The sequence below is a fragment of the Knoellia koreensis genome (genome assembly GCF_013041615.1).
GTDB lineage: Bacteria > Actinomycetota > Actinomycetes > Actinomycetales > Dermatophilaceae > Pedococcus > Pedococcus koreensis.
In genome coordinates, this window is sequence record NZ_JABEPQ010000001.1 from 1,601,753 (window position 1) to 1,620,837 (window position 19,085).

Consider the following 19,085-nt stretch of genomic DNA (forward strand, 5'->3'; position numbering starts at 1 on the left):
GATTCGGCCTACGGTCCAGCGCATGACAACCAGGAACGCAACGGCGCGCTCCGGCTCCGTGCTCGTCACCGCACTGTGCTGGCTCATCGTCGTCTTCGACGGCTACGACCTCATCGTCTACGGCACCGTCCTGCCGCGTCTGCTCGCCGAGCCCGGCTGGAACCTCACCAAGGCCACCGCCGGCACCCTCGGCGCTCTCGCCTTCGTCGGCATGCTCATGGGCGCCCTGGGTGCCGGCGCACTCGCCGACCGGATCGGCCGTCGCCGCACGGTGCTGCTGTGCACGGTGTGGTTCTCGGTGTTCACGGCGCTCTGCGCGGTGGCCCAGTCGCCCGGCCAGTTCGGCACCTTCCGCCTCCTCGCCGGCCTGGGACTCGGCGGACTCGTGCCGTCGGCCAACGCGCTGGCCGCCGAGTACGTCAGCGCCAGGCACCGCTCGGTTGTGTCGACCCTCATGATGTCCGGCGTGCCGATCGGCGGCGCGGCTGCCGCCATACTCGGCATCTGGGTGATCCCCGCGTCGGGCTGGCGCACCATGTTCGTCGTCGCGCTCGTCGCACTCGCCGTCGTGGTGCCGATCGCGCTGCGTTGGCTGCCCGAGTCGCCGGTCTGGCTGCGCAGCCAGGGCCGGGTCGACGAGGCGGTCGCCCTCGAGGCCCGGTTCGGACTGGCTCCCGCCCCGGCCGCGACCACCGTGCGCGAGCCGGTGAGCGCACTGTTCCGGGCCCCCTACGTGCGAGCCACCGTCCTGTTCTGCGCCACCACCGCGCTGGTGCTGTTCACCTGGTACGGCCTCGGCACCTGGCTGCCGCAGCTGATGCGGCAGAGCGGGTTCGAGCTCGGCTCCGCCCTCACCTTCCTGCTCGCGCTCAACCTCGGCGCCGTCCTCGGCTCGCTGCTGACCGCTGCCGCGGGGGTGCGCTTCGGGCCGGGCCGCGTGGCCGCGGCGGGTTCGGCCCTCGCGGCCGTCGCCCTGGTCGCCATGCTCACCCACCCGTCGGTGCCCTTGACGTATGCCGTGCTGGTCCTCGCCGGCGTCGGCACGCACGGCACCCAGTGCCTCGTCCTGGCCGCCATCGCCGACCGCTACCCCGCCTCGGTGCGTGGCAGCGCCCTCGGCGTGGCGCTCGGGGTCGGGCGCATCGGTGCCGTCGTCGGTCCGCAGGTCGGCGGCCTGCTCCTGGCCCGCGGGCTCGGCGTCGACGCCAACTTCCTCGTCTTCGCCGCCGTGGCCGGCGCCGCCGCGCTCCTGCTGCTCGCACTCCCGCGACGCACCGCGACCGCGACGACCGACGTCGCGGCGGCGGTCGAGCCCGCCGTCGCACACCCGTCCGGCGCCTCGCCGACGGCCACGACCACCCCTGACCGCCCCGTCACCGAAGGAGCAACCTCGTGACCAGCAGTCCTGCTGCGCCACCACCCGCCGCCAGACCCAGCCAGCTGAGCGTCGTGCCGGAACCCGTTGCCGCACAACCCGATCCGAGCCCGGAGCTGGACGCCCTGTATGCCGCGTTCGACCGGCAGCACATGGTGCCGCTGTGGACCGAGATCGGCGAGCTGATGCCGATGGAGCCGACCTCGCGAGCCGTGCCGCACGCCTGGCAGTGGGGTGACCTGCTGCCCCTGGCGCAGGAGTCGGGCCGGCTCGTCCCGGTCGGACGCGGCGGTGAGCGGCGGGCCATCGCCCTGGCCAACCCGGGCCTGGGTGGCCGGCCGTTCGCAACCCCCACCATGTGGGCCGCGATCCAGTACCTCTGCCCCGGCGAGGTCGCCCCGGAGCACCGCCACACGCAGAACGCGTTCCGCTTCGTGGTCGAGGGCGAGGGCGTGTGGACCGTCGTCGACGGCGACCCGGTCGCGATGCGCCGCGGCGACCTGCTGCTCACGGCCGGCTGGCACTTCCACGGCCACCACAACATCGCGACCGAGCCGATGGCCTGGCTCGACGGGTTGGACATCCCGTTCGCGCACGGCATCGACTCGACGTTCTTCGAGTTCGGGCCGGAGCAGGTGAGCAGCACCGAGACGCCGGACCGCTCCCGGTCCGAGCAGCTCTGGGGCCACCCGGGCCTCCAGCCGCTCTCCCAGGTTGCCCGCCCGGCACCCAGCTCGCCGCTCGCGGCATACCGTTGGGAACACACGGATCGCGCACTCGCCGACCAGCTGGCGCTCGAGGACGCCGGCCACGCGGGGGTGGTGGAACCCGGCCATGCCGCCGTCCGGTTCGCCAACCCGGCGACCGGCGCCGACGTCATGGCGACCCTGCGCACCGAGTTCCACCGGCTGCGTGCCGGTGCCGCGACCGCGAGACGCCAGGAGGTCGGGTCGTCGGTCTGGCAGGTGTTCACCGGCCGGGCGGAGGTCATCGTCGGTGACCGGACGTGGGACCTCGCGGCTGGCGACCTGTTCGTCGTCCCGTCCTGGGTGCCCTTCACGATCGGCGCCGCTGAGGCAGTCGACCTCTTCCGGTTCAGCGACACCCCCATCTACGAACGGCTCCACCTGGACCGCGTCCAGGTCGCCGGTCAGGAGCAGTGATGCACCTTTCCACCATTCGCGCCACGACCATCGACGGGGCGACCACCACACGGGCCGTGCGGGTCGACGGCGACCGGGTGCTCGACCTCGGGGCGTCCGACCTCGGCGACTTCCTGTCCGACCCGCACTGGCGCCAGCGCGCCGAGTCACCGGACCTCGTCGAGCTCGACCTGGCCGCGGACTCGCTCGACTTCGCGCCGCTCGTGCCGCGGCCGGCCAAGATCGTGTGCGTGGGCCTCAACTACCGCAACCACATCCTCGAGATGGGCCGCGAACTCCCCCAGTTCCCAACGCTTTTCGCCAAGTACCCCGAAGCCCTCATCGGCCCGCGGGATGAGCTGGCCCTGCCTGACAACTCCGACGCCGTCGACTGGGAGGCTGAGCTCGCGGTCGTCATCGGCAGCACCGTGCGGCGCGCCGACGAGGCCACCGCGGCCGACGCCATCGCCGGGTTCGGGGTCCTCAACGACGTCACCACCCGCGACTGGCAGTACCGCTCCCCCGAGTGGCTCCAGGGCAAGACGTTCGAGGCGACAACACCGTTCGGGCCGTGGCTGGTCACGCCCGACGAGCTCGACGGGGGCGTCCGCCCGCGGCTCGAGCTCAGCTGCGCCGTCGACGGCGAGACCGTGCAGAAGGCCGACACCGGCGACCTCGTCTTCGACCCGGTCGCGCTCGTCGCCTACGTCTCACAGATCCTCACCCTGCGTCCCGGCGACGTCATCGCCACCGGCACTCCCGGCGGCGTCGGGCACGCGCGGCAGCCGGCGCGCTACCTTCGTGCAGGTGAGGTCCTCACCACCCAGATCGCCGGGCTCGGCCAGTGCGTGAACCCGGTGACCGCCCCGCCCACAACGCAGGCGCCGGCGTGAGTGCACCCGCAGGTATGCCGGCGGGTGCCCCCGAGCGGGCCCGCGCGGCATACGGGTGGGTCACCGACGGGACCACGACGTTCCTCGACCTCGTCGACGACCTGGCCGCGACCCCGGACGCGTGGGCGACGCCGAGCCTGCTGCCGGGATGGACCCGGGCGCACGTCGTCGCGCACGTGCACCAGAACGCGCTGGCGCTGGGGCGCCTGCTGACCTGGGCGCGGACCGGCGTCGAGACCCCGATGTACTCGAGCCAGGAGGCCCGTGACCGCGACATCGAGGAGAGCTCGCGGCTCGACCCGGCGACGCTGCGGGACGCGGCCCACGAGTCCTCGCAGGCTCTGGCCCGGCAGTGGGACGAGCTTCCCGACTCGGCGTGGGATGCCTTGGTGCGCACCGCGCAGGGCCGCGAGATCCCGGCGTCGCAGACGCTGTGGATGCGTACCCGTGAGGTGTGGATCCACGCCGTCGACCTCGAGCGCGGGTTCGGGTTCGAGGCCGTGCCGGGCGACCTGCGCGCCGCACTGGCCTCGGACGCCGCCAAGCGGCACGCCGCCGGCGACTCCGGAGCCGCGCTCGTGGCCTGGCTGACCGGCCGCTCGAGCAAGCCGCCGCAGCTCGGCAGCTGGCTCTGAGCCAGCACCGGTGTCAGGCGCCGTTCAGGTTTCGTCCAGCCCGTTTTCCTACTGTCAGTAGGGGCTTCGCCCGGCGTCGCCCTCCTGCATCACCGCCCCCGACGAAAGGACCCTGATGCGCTCCCTCCCATCCCCCGCCCGCGACGTGCTCGCGCTCGTCGCCCGACTCGGGTTGGGCTTCATCTTCGTCATGCACGGCTGGCAGAAGCTGGTCACCAACGGCGTCGCCGCGACCCAGGAGGGGTTCGCCGGCATGGGCGCCCCCGTCCCTGACGCGGCCGCACTGGTCGCCATCGTGCTCGAGCTCGGTGGCGGCATCGCCCTCATGCTCGGGGCGTTCACCCCGGTCGTGGGCAGCCTGCTCGCGCTGCACATGGTCGCCGCCGCCCTCATCGCCCACCAGGGCAACGGGTTCTTCGTCGCGAACGGCGGCCCGTCCTACGTGCTCGCCCTCGCCGCAGGCGCCCTCGCGCTGGCGGCGATGGGGGCGGGCACGTTCAGCCTCGACGGTGCGCTGGCCCGTCGCCGAGGCGCGGCACCGGCGGCCACGCCGGCCTGACGGGGCGGGCGGCTCCTGGCCCGGCTCCCGCTTCCCGGCGGGTCAGCCGGCCCGGAGCCGCTCGGCTGCCGTCGCGATGCGCTCGTCACTGGCCGTGAGCGCGATGCGCACGTGCTGGCGACCCGCTTCGCCATAGAAGGCGCCGGGCGCGACGAGTATGCCGCGCTGCGCCAGCTGGTCGACGGTCGTCCAACAGTCCTCGTCGCGCGTCGCCCACAGGTAGAGGCCGGCCTCCGACTCGTCGATGCGCAGACCGAAACCCTCGACGGCAGAACGCAGCACGGCCCGCCGCGCGGCATACCGCTGCTTCTGTTCGGCGACGTGTGCGTCATCACCGATCGCTGCGGTGAGCGCGACCTGCACCGGCCACGGCGGGATCATCCCGGCGTGCTTGCGCACCTCGAGGAGCTGCTTCACCAGTGCGGGGTCGCCGGCGGCGAAGGCCGCGCGGTAGCCGGCGAGGTTGGACTGCTTGGACAGCGAGTAGACCGCGAGCAACCCCTCGTGGGAGCCGCCCGTGACCCGTGGGTCGAGGATGGACGGCGTCGTGAGCCCCTCGGCGTCGTCGCGCCAGTCGAGCTCGGCGTAGCACTCGTCGCTCGCCACGACCACACCGTGCTGCCGCGCCCAGGCGACGACCTTCGCCAGGTGCTCGACGCCGAGGACCTTGCCAGTCGGGTTGCTGGGGGTGTTGAGCCACAACAGCTTTGGCGTGGTCGACGCGGTCATCGGGCCGAGTGCCGTGAGCCCGTCGACCACCTGCGGCGTCGCGCCGGCCAGCCGGGCACCCACGTCGTAGGTCGGGTAGGCGATGCGGGGGAAACCGACGACGTCACCGGGCCCAAGACCCAGCAGGGTCGGCAGCCAGGCCACGAGCTCTTTGCTGCCGATCGTCGGCAGCACCCCGTCGGGGTCGACGTCCGGCACGCCGCGCCGCCGCGCGAACCACCCAGCGACCGCCTCGCGCAACGCGGGCGTGCCCCACGTCTGCGGGTAGCCGGGCGCATCGGCCGCCGAGCGCAGTGCGTCCTGGACGACCTGCGGCGTCGGGTCGACCGGCGTCCCCACCGACAGGTCGACGATGCCTCCAGCAACGGCACTCGCCCGCTCCTTGGACGGAGCGAGCGAGTCCCAGGGAAAGTCAGGCAGAGCCCGGGGGCTCCTCACTCGTCGTGCTCCTGCGGGGGCAGGTCGGCGATCAGCGGGTGGTCCTTGGGGATGACACCGAGCTTGGCCGCACCACCGGGGCTGCCGAGGTCGTCGAAGAACTCGACGTTGGCCTTGTAGTAGTCGGCCCACTGCTCGGGGGTGTCGTCCTCGTAGTAGATCGCCTCGACCGGGCACACCGGCTCGCAGGCGCCACAGTCGACGCACTCGTCGGGGTGGATGTAGAGCGAGCGCTCACCCTCGTAGATGCAGTCGACGGGACATTCCTCGATGCAGGCCTTGTCCTTGAGGTCGACGCACGGCTGGGCGATCACGTAGGTCATGCCGCTCATACTATTCGGCCCATGGGTGACCTCGGCGAACACCTCCCCCTCACGTCTCGGGTCGTGGTCCGATGGCGCCTCGAGACACCCGACCCGACGACCGGGGCAACGCTCACCGACACCGTCGGCGAGCTGCTCTCACGCACCGAGCAAGAGCTCACCATCGGCACCTCCTCGGGCGAGGTCGTCGTCGCCCGAGACCGGGTCGTGGCCGCCAAGGAGGTGCCGCCCAAGCCCACCCGGACGGGCGCACCCCACCGGACGACCAGCGTGGCCGACCTCCAGCGCCTCGTCACGCCCTCATGGGGCGCGGTGGAGAGCGAGTCGCTCGGCGGCTGGGTCCTGCGGGCGTCGTCCGGCTTCACCCAGCGCGGCAACTCGGTCGTGCCGCTCGGCGACCCCGGCCTGCCCCTCTCCAGCGCGCTTGACCGGGTCGAGCAGTGGTATGCCGCACGCGGCCTCCCTGCGAAGGTCACCCTCGCAGGACCGGAGGGTTTCGACCCCGCGGCCGACCCGCTGGGCGCCCTTCTCGTGGACCGTGGCTACACGGTCGGCAGCCGGAGCCTCACCATGACGGCGCCGACGGACCGGGTCGCCAGTGCCGACCCAGGCGGCCCCGAGGTCGTGATCGAGGAGACCCTGACGGCCGGCTGGCTCCAGGGCTACCCGAGGGGCGAGGGCGTCGACCCGGCTGTGCTGCGGGGCGTCCTCGAAGGCTCACCGCGCCAGCTCTTCGCCAGCACCATCCCCGGAGGCGGGCTCTCCCAGCAGCTCGGGCTGCGCGAGCGGGGTGCTGCCGGCACGACCCCGGTCGCAGTCGGACGCCTGGCCCTCGCCCACGGCTGGGCGGGCCTGGGCGCGGTCCGGACCGACCCGGCATACCGAGGTCGTGGCCTGGCCGCCCACCTCACCGCACGGCTCGCCCGCGCGGCACTCGACGAGGGAGTCCGGCTCGTCCACCTCCAGGTGGAGGCCGACAACGAGGTCGCGATCCGGCTCTACGAGCGGATGGGCTTCGAACGGCACTCGGGGTACGTCTACCTCACCCAGCCGTGACGGGCCCATAACCACTGGCGTTGGGCGGCGTGGGGGCACAAGGCTGTCCGCCATGACCTCACTGAACTGGCTCCGCTCCTCCGCCTTCCGGGCCTCCCTCGCTGGCGCTCGGTCGTGTCCTCGGGCGGTCGTCGCGTGACCAGCCGCATCTCGCACACGTCCGTCGACTCCCGTGACGCCCACGCACAGTCGCACTGGTGGTCCAAGGTGCTCGGGTTCTCCGAGGACCCCCGCGACCCGAACCTGCCCGGCCACGAGGAGTGCATGATCTTGTCCCCGGACGGCCGACAGCGGGTGCTGTTCATCGAGGTGCCTGAGGGCAAGACCGTGAAGAACCGCCTCCACTTCGACCTCACCCCGACCGACCGCACCCGCGAGGAGGAGGTCGAGCGGCTGCTCGAGCTCGGCGTGCGCATGCACCAGGACCTGCGCACGCCCGACGGTGGCGGTTGGGCGACGCTGCTCGACCCCGAGGGCAACGAGTTCTGCGTCCTGCGCAGCGAGTCCGAGCGGCCCGACCCCTACGCGCACCTCGTGACCGACTGACCCGACCTCAGCTTTTCCGCGTCAAGCGGGAAACCTCAGCTTCGCTCGCCCTAGTAGCCCGAGCGAAGTTCACGCTTTGCGCATGACGCGGAAAAGCTGTGGCTCAGGGGTTGGTGCAGGTGACCTTGTCCTCGGGGATGTAGTGCGTGTTGAACTGCGAGGACTTCACCTGCTTGCCGCCCTTCTTGAAGATGCGGGTCACGGTGACGTCGAAGCCGGGCGTGGGGGTCTGGGTGACGCAGCCCTTCTTGTTGTCGACGATGGTCTTGGGCTGGACGACGTTGCGCCGCGGACCCTTGACCGCCTCGATGTCCCACACCTTGGTGCCATAGAACGAGACGGTCACCGAGTTCCCCGAGACACCGGCCTGGATGAGGATGCCGTAGCCGGTGTCGTTGGTGAACCGGTTGTCGACGTCGGGCCAGGAGATCGTGGCCTCGCGCCCCTCGGGGTACCGCGAGATGTAGAAGCTGTGCGGGTGGTGCTCCTCGATCTTGGCCCCGGAGAAGAAGATCGCGTTGAACAGCGTCGTCGACAGCTGCGAGATGCCGCCGCCGTAGTCCTTGGTGAGCCGGCCGTTGATGATGACCGGGGCGGAGTTGTAGCCCTTGGCGGCCGTCCGCTGCCCCAGCTTGCCGTTGAGCGAGAACGTCTCCCCCGGCGCCACGTAGGTGCCGTTGAGGGTGCGCGCGGCGATCGTGATGTTCTCGGTGCGCGGCGGGTTGTAGGGGAACTGCGTGGAGAAGGTCGAGATCATCTCCTTGGGCTTGATCTTGTTGGCCTCGGCGGTCGTGAGCTTCGGCTGCACGACGGTCGTCGCGACCTTCGCCGTGCGGTCGGCGGAGGTGAGGGCCGCGGTGAACGCAGACCCGATCGACTTGGGGTCGAGGCTGGTGCCGACGACGGCGGGCGTCACGACCGGCTTGGTGCCGCTGAACGTGATCTTGGCGTCCTGCGCCTTCTTCTCCAGGCCCACATTGGCCGCGGCGGCGCGGACGGCGGCCACGACCTTGGTGTCGTCGACGACCGGCTGGAGCTTCCCGGACGCATCTGCCTTCATCGACAGCGCCCCTGCGTACTCGGCCGGAGCCACCGAGAAGGTCTTCGAGCCGGCCACGACCTTGACCGGTCCCGACACGGCCGGGGTCGCAAAGTCGCGGTTCGCCCGCTCGACCTCCTGCGCCGACACCTTCGGCTCAGTCGTGTCGAACTTGGCGGCCACCGGCTCCTCGGTGGGCCAGCGCTTGGCGATCTCGTCAGCCGTCGCGGCTGCCGAAAGTGTCCGTCCGACAACGGGTTCGGTGACCTTGACCTTGCCGTCGGCGAACGCGATCGCCCCTTCGACGGCCTTGCGGTTCAGCGAGCTGCCGGCCTTGCCCACGGCTGCCTCGAGCTTGCTCCTGTCGACCGTCGTCCTGAGCGGCTCGTCGCTGCCGCCGGTGAGGTGGGTCCACAGGTCCGCCGGGCTGAGGCTGAAGCCGGTCAGGCCGTCGACGGTCCCGGGCAGGTCGAAGGCGAGCCCGGCCTCGGCGGGCTGGAGCTCCTGCTTCGTCCCCTCGGCCTGGATCACCACGGGGGCCTTCTGCTTGGGCGCGAGCGCCCGTTCGAGCGTCTGCACCGCCGAGTCGGGCGACATCCCACCGATGGGCACGCCGGCGACCGAGGTGTTGGCGGGCACGTGGCGACCGAGGAAGAGCGCGAGTGCCACGTATGCCGCGGCGAGCACGGCGACGGCGATCGTCCCCCTCAGGGCGGCGGATCCGTTCTCCCTCACGGGCGTTCTCCTCAGGGCAGCGCCTGGTAGCGGCTGCGGTAGTAGACCAGGGCATCGCCCGGGTGCTCGTGGCTCGACATGGACACTACTTCGCCGACGACGATGCTGTGGTCACCCGCCGGGTGAATCGCCGTCGTGCGCAGCTCGAGGTGCGCCAGCGCTCCGTCGATGAGCGCGACGCCGGTCTCCGGCCCCTTGGTGTGGGGGATCCGGTCGAGCTGGCCGTGCAGCGGACGGCCCTGGGTGGACAGCCACTCGGCCACCGGACGCTGGCTCGCGGCCAGCACGCTGACGCCCCACACCCCGGAGTCGACGATGGCGTCGTGGAACCGCGCGTCCAGCTCGACACTGACCAGCACCAGGAGCGGGTCGATCGACACCGAGGTGATGGCGTTGGCCGTCATGGCGTGGTCGTGCCCACCGGCGAAGGTCGTCAGCACCGTGACCCCGGTGGCGAACCGCCCCATCGCCAGCCGGAACCGGTCACGCTCGGCAGGCGTGCTCACGCAGGTCCCTCCCCCTCGGCCCGGCGACGCGGCACGAAGTCCTCGGTCGCGGCATACCCACCATCCTCGCCCGAGGCCATCGGCAGGCCCGTCACCGGGTCGATCCGCACGAACCCCTCACGTCCGGAGAGCCGTGCGGCGATGTCGTTCGACAGGGCGTACGTGTCGCCTCGCACGGTCACCTGCGTGCGGTGGTGGCGCAATGCATCCGCCTGTCGCGGGGCGAGATCCGGGCGCTCAACCGCATGGGTCACGACCTCGTCGGGCACGACGCCGGGCGGGTACTCGCCGTCGACCGGCGGCAGCGCCCACCCACTGTCAGGCGGCAGGTGCTCGGCCAGCCAGGCCCGGTCCTCGCGCGCCCACGACATCGGCGTCACCACGGCATACAGGGACGGTCGCTCGCCCTCGGGCAGCGAGGCGACCGCCGCACGGGTGACGCGATGGGTCTGGATGTGGTCGGGGTGCCGGTAGCCGCCCTCGGCGTCGTAGGTCACCACCGCGCGCGGCCGCAGCCGGCGGATGACGTCGGCCACGAGCCCGGCCGCCTCGTCGAGCGAGGCGTTGACGTATGCCGCGGGGTTGGCCGCTGTGGGTGTGCCCGCCATCCCGGAGTCGCGCCACCGGGAGAGCCGGCCCCGTGCCTCGTCGGCCCCGAGGAGCTCATGGGTGACCCCGAGCTCGGCCATGGCGCCCCGCAGCTCGCCGAGCCGGTGGGGTCCGAGCGCGTCGTCGTGGGCGGAGTCGAGGTGTGCCAGCTCGGGCGGGATGACCTCACCCTCCTCCCCCAGGGTGCTGGTCAGCAGGTGCACCGGCACCCCGGCCGACACGAGGTGGGCCATGGCGATCCCGGTGGTGAGGGTCTCGTCGTCGGGGTGCGCGTGCACGAAGAGCACCGGGGCGACGTCGGTCACCGGGTGACCTCGATCGTGGCCAGGTCGACGAACCCGCCCAGCGCCTCGTTCGACGCGAGCCCCTTGACGTCGGTGCCCGCCACGAAGAACGAGCGTCGCTGGGCCAGCGCGACGTAGGCGCCGCGGTCGACCAGCGACTGGTCGAGCTTGCTCCACGCCTCGGCCTGCGCACCGGTGTCGGCCAGGCCCGTGATCCGCGTGATCTCCTTGTCGACACCGGCGTCGGCGAAGCGCCCGTAGTCGCGTCCGCTGCCCTCGCTGGTGAGGTTGAGGCGGCTGTCGAACAGCGGCTGGATCACCGTGCCGGCCGACGGCCACGACGGCGCCCAGTTGGCCCAGAAGACGTCGGTCTGGCTGACCCGCTTGGTGTCGGCGATCGTCGTGAAGTAGTCCTTGGCGATCGGCTGCAGCGTCACCGCGAAGCCTGCGTCCTGCCACCCGTTCATGAGCGCGGCCATCGCCTTGTCGGCGGTCGGCGTGGACCGGTAGGACACCCGGATCTTCACCGGCAGCGTGAGCCCGGAGGACTGCAGCGCCGCCCGCGCCGCCCCCGTGTCAGGCGCCAGTGGCGTGGTGGCGTCCTTTCGGTGGCCTGGGAGGGCCGGGCCGATGAGGCTGGTCGTGGGCGTGGCGGCGCTGGAGCCTCCCAGCGCGGCGATGTAGCCGTCCCGGTTGGTCGACAGGGCCAAGGCCTTGCGCACAGCGGGGGTGCGCATGACGCCCTGGGAGAAGTTGGGTGCGAGGTAGTCGACGAACTGGCTGGGTGGGTTGACCGACCGCTGCCGCAGCCCGCTGTCCGACTGGATGTGCTGCTGCATGGCCGGCGGAGCCGAGTCGAGGGTCACCGACTGCCGGTGGGCGGGGTCGTCGCTCAGGACCTGCTGCGCAGCGGTCTGTGACTCGGTGCCCTCGACGTAGCGGATCGTCTCTGGCTGGGCCTTGCGGACAGGGTCAGATCCCTTGTCCCACTTGGGGTTTCGCGTGAACGTGCCACCCGAGCTGGGGTCCCACGCCTTCTGGAGCTGGTACGGTCCGTTGGAGAACACGGCATACGTGCCGTCCTTGCCCTTGTCCTGCGACTCCTTCACCGGCGCGAAGGACGGCGAAGCCACCACCTCGTTGAAGTCGGCCATCGGCGTCGACAGGCGGAAGGTGACCGTCGTTCCCTCGCACGACACGGCCTTGTCGAAGGCCGCGACGGCGGCCTTGTCCGTGGTCGCCGGGCCGGTGTAGACGGACGTGCCGTCCGCCTTCCTCGGGATGTCGAGGTATGCCGTCGGGTAGTTGAGCCCCTCGCTCGCCCAGGGCGCGGCGAACGACCGCGAGACGCCGTGCCGCACGTCCTCGCAGGTGACGGGTGACCCGTCCTGCCAGTTCACCCCGCTGCGCAACGTGAACTTCCACGTCTTCGCGGCGGCGTCGGGCGTGCCCGCGTCGGTGGCGAGGTCGCCGACGACGGCGCGCTGGGCGGCCGCGTCGGAACCGGCCGGAAAGGCCGTCAGCGTCCGCAGGAAGACCCGGCCGGCAAAGGCCATGTCCTGCGCGGACGACATCCGCTGCGGGTCCCACGTGGCCACCGGGCCGAGCGACAGCACCGACAGCTGCCCCTTGACCGCCGTGCTGGCAGCCTCACCCGCGCCGCCACCGGAGCACCCGGCGGCGAGCAGCGACACCGCGGCAGCCCCCACGAGCAGCAGGGGACGGCGTCGGGCACGGAGCCGGTTCGCGAACCGGCTCACGGGTCAGGCGTTGCGCGCCCGGGCAGCGGCGCGGGCGCGCAGGGTCTGGTCGAGCTCGACCTTGCGGATGCGGACCGCGTCGGGGGTCACCTCGACGCACTCGTCCTCGCGGCAGAACTCCAGCGACTGCTCCAGGCTCAGCTTGCGGGCCGGCACGATCTTCTCGAAGTTGTCGGCCGAGGAGGCGCGCACGTTGGTGAGCTTCTTCTCCTTGGTGATGTTGACGTCCATGTCGTCGGCGCGGGAGTTCTCCCCGACGATCATGCCCTCGTAGACCTCGGTGCCCGGCTCGGTGAACAGCGTGCCGCGCTCTTGGAGGTTGACCATGGCGTATGCCGTGACGGCACCCGCGCGGTCGGCCACGAGCGAGCCGCTGGTGCGGGTCGTGATGGTGCCGAACCACGGCTCGTAGTCCTCGAACACGTGGTGGGCGATGCCGGTGCCGCGGGTCTCGGTGAGGAACTCGGTCCGGAAGCCGATGAGGCCACGGCTCGGCACGAGGAACTCCATCCGGATCCAGCCGGTGCCGTGGTTGGTCATCTGCTCCATGCGGCCCTTGCGGGCGGCGAGGATCTGGGTGATGGCGCCGAGGTGCTCCTCGGGGGTGTCGATCGTGAGGCGCTCGACCGGCTCGTGCAGCTTGCCGTCCACCTGGCGGGTCACCACCTGCGGCTTGCCGACGGTGAGCTCGTAGCCCTCGCGGCGCATCTGCTCGACGAGGATGGCCAGGGCCAGCTCGCCGCGGCCCTGCACCTCCCAGGTGTCGGGGCGCTCGGTCGGCAGCACCCGCAGCGAGACGTTGCCGATGAGCTCCTTCTCGAGCCGGTCCTTGACCATGCGCGCGGTGACCTTGGTGCCCTTGGTCGGGCCGCGGCCCACGAGCGGGCTGGTGTTGGTGCCGATCGTCATCGAGATGGCGGGCTCGTCGACGGTGATCACGGGCAGAGCCACGGGGTTCTCGGCGTCGGCAAGGGTCTCGCCGATCATGATGTCGGCGATGCCCGCGATGGCGATGATGTCGCCGGGGCCGGCCTGCTCGGCCGGCTTGCGGTCCAGCGCCTCGGTCATGAGCAGCTCGGTGATCTTGACCCGCTCGGTGCTGCCGTCGGTCTTGATCCACGCGACCTGCTGGCCCTTGCGGATGGTGCCGTTGTGCACGCGCAGCAACGCGAGGCGGCCGAGGAAGTTCGACGCGTCGAGGTTGGTGACGTGGGCCTGCAGCGGCGCCTCGTCGTCGTACGTCGGCGCGGGGATGGTGTCGAGGATCGTCGCGAACAGCGCCTCGAGGTCGTCGGCGTCGGGCAGGCCGCCGTCCTCGGGACGGTTCAGCGACGCACGGCCGGCCTTGGCGGAGGCGTAGACGATCGGGAAGTCGATCTGGTCCTCGTCGGCGTCGAGGTCCATGAACAGCTCGTAGACCTCGTCGACGACCTCGGCGATGCGGCTGTCGGGGCGGTCGACCTTGTTGATGCACAGCACCACGGGCATGCGGGCGGCGAGCGCCTTGCGCAGCACGAACCGGGTCTGCGGCAGCGGTCCCTCGGAGGCGTCGACCAGCAGGACGACGCCGTCGACCATCGACAGGCCGCGCTCGACCTCGCCACCGAAGTCGGCGTGACCGGGGGTGTCGATGATGTTGATGGTGACGCCGTCGGCGAGCCCGGCGTCCACCGCGGCCTTGCCGCCGTAGTGGATCGCGGTGTTCTTCGCGAGGATGGTGATGCCCTTCTCGCGCTCGAGGTCACCGGAGTCCATCGCGCGCTCGTCGACGTGCTGGTGCTCGCCGAACGCCCCCGCCTCCCACAACATCTTGTCGACCAGGGTGGTCTTGCCGTGGTCGACGTGGGCGACGATGGCGACGTTGCGGATGTCGTCGCGGGTCTGTGAAGCCATGGTCACCATTGTCTCAGGCTTTTCGGGCGCTCCTGACCACCGGCGCCACGCACGGGCGACAGGTATGCCGCGTGCTCACCCCAGCCGGTCGGCGATGACTCCCACGATGGGGACGTCGGCAGGCAGCCACGACACGGCATACAGTTCGCGGCTGGTGAGCCAGCGCAGGGCGTCGTGGTCCTCGATGGGCGCCACCTCGCCCTCGGTGACCCGCGCCCAGAAGACGGTCATGGCGAAGGTGTCACCGAGCGGCCAGCGGCCATCCGCGAGCGGGCCGCGCACGACCTCGCCCAGCTCGACCTCGACCCCCAGCTCCTCACGCAGCTCGCGGTGCAGGGCCTCGACGTCGCTCTCCCCCGGGTCGACCTTGCCACCTGGCAGCTCCCAGCCGCCTGCGAGCGCCGGCGGCTCGGTGCGGCGCGCCGCGAGCAACCGCGTCGGCCGCTGGAGGTCGTCGACGATCGCGGCACCGACCACCGACCGCAGCGGCGGCGGGCTTTCGTCCATGGGTCTCACTTTTGTCAATTTTCGTCGTGGGTGGTCTCAGGAACCGTAGTTCTCGCTAGGGTCCCTGACCAACCGCTGAAGGGTGTGCGCACGCGTGCCCACTCACGGAGGAACACTGCACCACCCCTGGCGCCCCGACCGGGACCGACCAGAGATCGCAGACAAGCGAGGTATTCATGAAGTTCACGCGGAAGGCAGCACCCGTCGCCGCGACGGCCGCGCTCGCCCTCACCCTGGCCGCCTGTGCGCAGTCGGACCGGAGCAGCGGCAGCAGCTCGAACAGCGGTGGTGGCGACGTCAAGGACACCATCACGTTCGGCGCCGCCGGTGCCCCCGAGCTGTTCGACCCCTTCTACGCCACCGACGGTGAGACCTTCCGGGTCACCCGTCAGATGATGGAGGGCCTCGTCGGCATCAAGCCCGGCACCGCCGACATCCAGCCCGAGCTGGCCACCAGCTGGGAGTCCTCCTCCGACGGCAAGGAGTGGACCTTCAAGCTGCGCGACGGCGTGAAGTTCTGGGACGGCGAGCCGTTCAACGCAGCCGCGGTCTGCTACAACTTCGAGCGCATGTTCGACCAGAACGAGGTCGCCGCCGGTGGCCCCGCCGGTTACTGGGCCGACGTCATGGGTTCCTTCAAGTCCGACGCCGCCAACGCCCTCTACCAGGGCTGCACGCCCAAGGACGACATGACCGCGGTCATCAAGATCAGCCGCCCGACCTCGAAGTTCCCGACGGCGCTGTCGCTCGACTCGTTCTCGATGCAGTCGCCCAAGGCGCTCAAGGACGGCGACGCCAACAACGTCACCAAGCAGGGTGAGGGCTTCGGCTACCCGGCCTACTCCAAGAACCCCGTTGGCACCGGCCCGTACAAGCTGGACAAGTTCGACGAGGCCAACAAGACCGTGACGCTCGTCCGCAACGACGACTACTGGGGCGAGAAGGCCAAGACGGCCAAGCTCGTCTTCAAGATCATCCCCGACGAGTCGACCCGTCGTCAGGAGCTCGAGGCCGGCAGCATCGACGGCTACGACCTGCCGAACCCGGCCGACTGGAAGGGGCTGAAGGACCAGGGCAACAACGTCCTCATCCGCCCGGCGTTCAACATCCTCTACATGGGTCTGAACCCGCAGAAGAACCCCAAGCTCAAGGACCTCAAGGTCCGTCAGGCCCTCTACTACGCCCTCAACCGTGACCAGCTGGTCAAGACCCAGCTGCCCGAGGGTGCGACCGTGGCGACGCAGTTCATGCCCGACACCGTGGCCGGCTACAACAAGAGCCTGAAGCCGTACGAGTACAACCCGGAGAAGGCCAAGCAGCTCCTCAAGGAGGCGGGCGCCGAGGGCATGACCCTGCTGTTCGCCTACCCGTCGGAGGTCTCGCGGCCCTACATGCCGGACCCCCAGAAGATCTACGAGGCCCTGCGCGGTGACCTCGAGGCGGTCGGCATCAAGGTCCAGGTCAACACCAAGCCGTGGAACGGTGGCTACCTCGACACCGTCGACAACGGCGGCTACGACGCGTGGCTGCTCGGCTGGACCGGTGACTACAACTCGGCCGACAACTTCATCGGCACCTTCTTCGCCAACCTCAAGGCGAACGACTTCCACACCTCCGCCACCTCCTACGGTGCCCAGCTGTCGAAGGACCTCGACGCGGCCGACTCGATCGTCGACGAGGGCCAGCGCAACGCGGCATACGAGAAGGTGAACCAGCAGATCATGGAGCAGGACCTGCCGGGTCTGGCGATCAGCCACTCCCCGCCGGCCCTGGTCGTCAGCGAGAAGGTCAAGGGTCTCGTCCCGAGCCCGCTGACCGCCGAGACCTTCTCGACGGTGACCGTGCAGAAGTAACCCGGAGACAGGTGACGTCAGACACCACTTCGGTAAGACTGTGGCCGCCCCAGCAGCGTCGCTGGGGCGGCCACAGTCGCGAGTGAAGGAGAACCACACCCCGTGATCAGGTTCATCGTCAGACGACTGCTGCAGATGGTCGGCGTCGTCTTGATCCTCTCGCTGCTGGTCTTCCTGTGGCTGCGTTCGCTGCCCGGAGGGACCGTGTCGGCCATGCTCGGCGAGCGCGCCACCCCCGAGCGCCGCGCCGCCCTCGAGAAGGCCCTCGGGCTCGACCAGCCCATCTGGGTGCAGTACTGGGAGTTCCTCAAGCGGGCACTCACCGGCCAGTTCGGCTCGAGCACCGGCGTGCAACCGGGCACCGACGCCTTCCAGGTCTTCCTGACCCGCTTCCCCGCCACGATCGAGCTGGCGTTCTTCGCCCTCGTCATCGCGGTGGCGCTCGGCATCCCGTTGGGCTACCTCGCCGCCCGCCGGCGCGGCTCGATCTTCGACAACCTGTCCATCGTCGGCTCGCTCATCGGCATCGCCGTCCCGGTCTTCTTCCTCGCCTTCCTGCTCAAGTACTGGTTCGCGATCAAGCTGCACTGGCTGCCCGTGTCCGGCCGCCAGGACCCCGACATCAACGCGACCCGGGTGACCGGGTTCTTCGTCCTCGACGGCTTGCTGACCCGCGAGTACGACGCGTCGTGGGATGCCATCAAGCACCTGATCCTGCCGTCCCTGGCGCTCGCAACCATCCCGTTCGCGGTGATCTTCCGCATCACACGCGCGTCCGTGCTCGAGGTGCTGGACGAGGACTACGTGCGCACGGCCGAGTCGAAGGGCTTGACCAACAAGGTGATCCGCGGCCGGCACGTCCTGCGCAACGCGCTGCTTCCCGTCGTCACCACGATCGGCCTGCAGACCGGTGGCCTGCTCGTCGGCGCCGTCCTCACCGAGCGCGTGTTCTCCTACGCAGGACTCGGCGAGGCCCTCGCCATCGCCTTCGAGCGTCGTGACTACGCCGTCCTGCAGGTGTGCATCCTGATGGCGGCAGTCACCTTCGTCATCGTCAACCTTCTCGTCGACATCGCGTATGCCGTGATCGACCCCCGAGTGCGGACGAGGTGAGTCGCGTGCCCAACCCGTTGAACCCGAACAGCAAGAAGGACCGCATCGACTCGTTGGCTGCGACGGCGGGCGACCGCCACCGCAGCGGCGACCATGCCCAACCAGGCGGCGGTGTCGCCGTCGCCACGGTCGACGACGCCGGCCACGTCGAGGAGAGCACCGGTGTGTCGCTGCTGGCCAGCGCATGGCGCCGGCTGCGCCGCAACCCGGTCTTCCTGCTCGGCCTGGCGATCACGACGATCTTCGTCATCGTCGCGATCTTCGCTCCGTGGCTGGCGCCGCACGACCCCGCCAAGGGCCTGCTCATCACTGAGGTCCGGCAGCAGACCAACCCGATCCCGGCAGCCAGGCCCGGGTTCCCGCTCGGGGCCGACAACGCCGGCCGCGACATCTTCTCGCGCCTCATCGTCGGCAGCCGCCAGACCCTCGTGGTCGGTGTCATGGCAACGCTGTTCGGTTTCCTGGGCGGCCTCACGCTGGGCACCCTGGCCGGTGCCCTGGGCGGCTGGGTCGACTCCCTGGTCATGCGCATCGTCGACGTCATGCTGTCGATCCCCTCGCTGCTGCTCGCGTTCTCCATCGCCGCGATCGCGGCCCGGCCGAGCCAGTGGACCGTCATCATCGCCATCGCCGTGGTCCAGGTGCCGGTCTTCGCCCGGCTGCTACGAGGGTCGATGCTCGCCCAACGCGCCAGCGACCACGTCCTCGCGGCTCGCGCCCTCGGCGTGAAGCGCTCGGCGATCGTCTTCCGGCACATGCTCCCCAACGCCATGGGACCCGTCATCGTCCAGGCCACCCTCGTGGTCGCGACGTCGATCATCGACGCGGCCGCGCTGTCGTTCCTCGGCCTCGGCAACCCCGACGACCGTCAGCCCGAGTGGGGTCAGATGCTCGGTGCCGCCCAGAGGTTCATCTACGACTACCCGGCGCTGGCCATCTGGCCGGCCCTGTGCATCATCGTCGTGGCGCTGGGCTTCACCCTCATGGGCGAGTCCCTGCGCGAAGCCCTCGACCCCAAGAGCAGGAGGTAGGTCGACCGTGACCGAGCTGCATTGGCCCTGCTCCTCGCCCTTGCGGGCCGCCCATGCAA

Annotated in this window: 18 protein-coding genes; 10 read left to right on the forward strand and 8 right to left on the reverse strand. The window is 70.6% G+C overall.

Annotation, left to right across the window (positions count from 1 at the left end; all coding sequences use genetic code 11):
- Positions 1 to 22 precede the first annotated feature (22 nt).
- The 5 genes from HJG52_RS07830 (at position 23) to HJG52_RS07850 (ending at position 4,604) form a co-directional block, all read left to right on the forward strand.
- Positions 23 to 1,396 carry an MFS transporter gene (locus HJG52_RS07830; RefSeq protein WP_171242883.1) on the forward strand — a complete coding sequence of 458 codons (1,374 nt, stop codon included), beginning with the start codon at positions 23 to 25 and terminating at the stop codon, positions 1,394 to 1,396.
- Positions 1,393 to 2,538 (forward strand): cupin domain-containing protein, encoded by a 1,146-nt coding sequence (locus HJG52_RS07835; RefSeq protein ID WP_430413329.1) that lies wholly within the window; start codon positions 1,393 to 1,395, stop codon positions 2,536 to 2,538. Before HJG52_RS07830 ends, HJG52_RS07835 begins: the two co-directional genes overlap by 4 nt.
- Complete coding sequence (locus HJG52_RS07840; RefSeq protein WP_171242884.1) at positions 2,538 to 3,410, forward strand: fumarylacetoacetate hydrolase family protein; 873 nt, start codon at positions 2,538 to 2,540, stop codon at positions 3,408 to 3,410. Before HJG52_RS07835 ends, HJG52_RS07840 begins: the two co-directional genes overlap by 1 nt.
- The gene (locus HJG52_RS07845) at positions 3,407 to 4,045 is read left to right on the forward strand and encodes a maleylpyruvate isomerase family mycothiol-dependent enzyme (protein ID WP_346767620.1); all 639 of its coding nucleotides are present in this window, start codon (positions 3,407 to 3,409) and stop codon (positions 4,043 to 4,045) included. Before HJG52_RS07840 ends, HJG52_RS07845 begins: the two co-directional genes overlap by 4 nt.
- Positions 4,046 to 4,160: 115 nt before the next feature.
- Positions 4,161 to 4,604, forward strand: coding sequence for a DoxX family protein (locus tag HJG52_RS07850; RefSeq protein ID WP_171242885.1), 444 nt, complete (start codon positions 4,161 to 4,163; stop codon positions 4,602 to 4,604).
- Between the two features lie 42 nt (positions 4,605 to 4,646).
- Here the strand turns inward: HJG52_RS07850 and dapC are convergent, their stop codons facing one another.
- Complete coding sequence (gene dapC, locus HJG52_RS07855; protein WP_346767621.1) at positions 4,647 to 5,771, reverse strand: succinyldiaminopimelate transaminase; 1,125 nt, start codon at positions 5,769 to 5,771, stop codon at positions 4,647 to 4,649.
- Positions 5,768 to 6,094, reverse strand: a complete 327-nt coding sequence (fdxA, locus tag HJG52_RS20365) for a ferredoxin (RefSeq protein ID WP_206069980.1) — start codon at positions 6,092 to 6,094, stop codon at positions 5,768 to 5,770. Before fdxA ends, dapC begins: the two co-directional genes overlap by 4 nt.
- A 21-nt stretch (positions 6,095 to 6,115) precedes the next feature.
- On the opposite strand from fdxA, the gene HJG52_RS07865 reads away from it, so the two are divergent.
- Together HJG52_RS07865 and HJG52_RS07870 are read left to right on the forward strand one after the other, a co-directional pair.
- Positions 6,116 to 7,150: a GNAT family N-acetyltransferase gene (locus HJG52_RS07865; RefSeq protein WP_171242887.1), complete on the forward strand. Its 1,035-nt coding sequence runs from the start codon at positions 6,116 to 6,118 to the stop codon at positions 7,148 to 7,150.
- 135 nt (positions 7,151 to 7,285) lie between these two features.
- Complete coding sequence (locus tag HJG52_RS07870) at positions 7,286 to 7,696, forward strand: VOC family protein (protein WP_171242888.1); 411 nt, start codon at positions 7,286 to 7,288, stop codon at positions 7,694 to 7,696.
- A gap of 103 nt (positions 7,697 to 7,799) precedes the next feature.
- On the opposite strand, the gene HJG52_RS07875 is transcribed toward HJG52_RS07870, so the two are convergent.
- The 6 genes from HJG52_RS07875 to HJG52_RS07900 all read right to left on the reverse strand — a co-directional run bounded on the left by HJG52_RS07875 (position 7,800) and on the right by HJG52_RS07900 (position 15,029).
- A complete protein-coding gene (locus tag HJG52_RS07875) occupies positions 7,800 to 9,470 on the reverse strand; it encodes a VanW family protein (protein ID WP_171242889.1) in 1,671 nt (556 codons plus the stop codon).
- Positions 9,471 to 9,481: 11 nt separating this feature from the next.
- On the reverse strand, positions 9,482 to 9,976 hold the full coding sequence (locus tag HJG52_RS07880) for a flavin reductase family protein (protein ID WP_346767622.1): 495 nt from the start codon (positions 9,974 to 9,976) through the stop codon (positions 9,482 to 9,484).
- Positions 9,973 to 10,890, reverse strand: a complete 918-nt coding sequence (gene mshB / locus HJG52_RS07885; protein ID WP_171242890.1) for an N-acetyl-1-D-myo-inositol-2-amino-2-deoxy-alpha-D-glucopyranoside deacetylase — start codon at positions 10,888 to 10,890, stop codon at positions 9,973 to 9,975. Before mshB ends, HJG52_RS07880 begins: the two co-directional genes overlap by 4 nt.
- Positions 10,887 to 12,629: an ABC transporter substrate-binding protein gene (locus tag HJG52_RS20700; protein ID WP_171242891.1), complete on the reverse strand. Its 1,743-nt coding sequence runs from the start codon at positions 12,627 to 12,629 to the stop codon at positions 10,887 to 10,889. The genes mshB and HJG52_RS20700 overlap by 4 nt, the downstream gene beginning before the upstream one ends.
- 3 nt (positions 12,630 to 12,632) lie before the next feature.
- Positions 12,633 to 14,522: a translational GTPase TypA gene (gene typA, locus HJG52_RS07895; RefSeq protein ID WP_206069982.1), complete on the reverse strand. Its 1,890-nt coding sequence runs from the start codon at positions 14,520 to 14,522 to the stop codon at positions 12,633 to 12,635.
- 75 nt (positions 14,523 to 14,597) lie between these two features.
- Positions 14,598 to 15,029: a (deoxy)nucleoside triphosphate pyrophosphohydrolase gene (locus tag HJG52_RS07900; protein ID WP_171242893.1), complete on the reverse strand. Its 432-nt coding sequence runs from the start codon at positions 15,027 to 15,029 to the stop codon at positions 14,598 to 14,600.
- A 176-nt stretch (positions 15,030 to 15,205) separates the two neighbouring features.
- On the opposite strand from HJG52_RS07900, the gene HJG52_RS07905 reads away from it, so the two are divergent.
- The 3 genes from HJG52_RS07905 (at position 15,206) to HJG52_RS07915 (ending at position 19,026) form a co-directional block, all read left to right on the forward strand.
- On the forward strand, positions 15,206 to 16,882 hold the full coding sequence (locus HJG52_RS07905) for an ABC transporter substrate-binding protein (RefSeq protein ID WP_171242894.1): 1,677 nt from the start codon (positions 15,206 to 15,208) through the stop codon (positions 16,880 to 16,882).
- Positions 16,883 to 16,984: 102 nt separating this feature from the next.
- Positions 16,985 to 17,995, forward strand: coding sequence for an ABC transporter permease subunit (locus HJG52_RS07910; RefSeq protein ID WP_171242895.1), 1,011 nt, complete (start codon positions 16,985 to 16,987; stop codon positions 17,993 to 17,995).
- On the forward strand, positions 17,992 to 19,026 hold the full coding sequence (locus HJG52_RS07915; protein WP_171242896.1) for an ABC transporter permease subunit: 1,035 nt from the start codon (positions 17,992 to 17,994) through the stop codon (positions 19,024 to 19,026). Before HJG52_RS07910 ends, HJG52_RS07915 begins: the two co-directional genes overlap by 4 nt.
- Positions 19,027 to 19,085 lie beyond the last annotated feature (59 nt).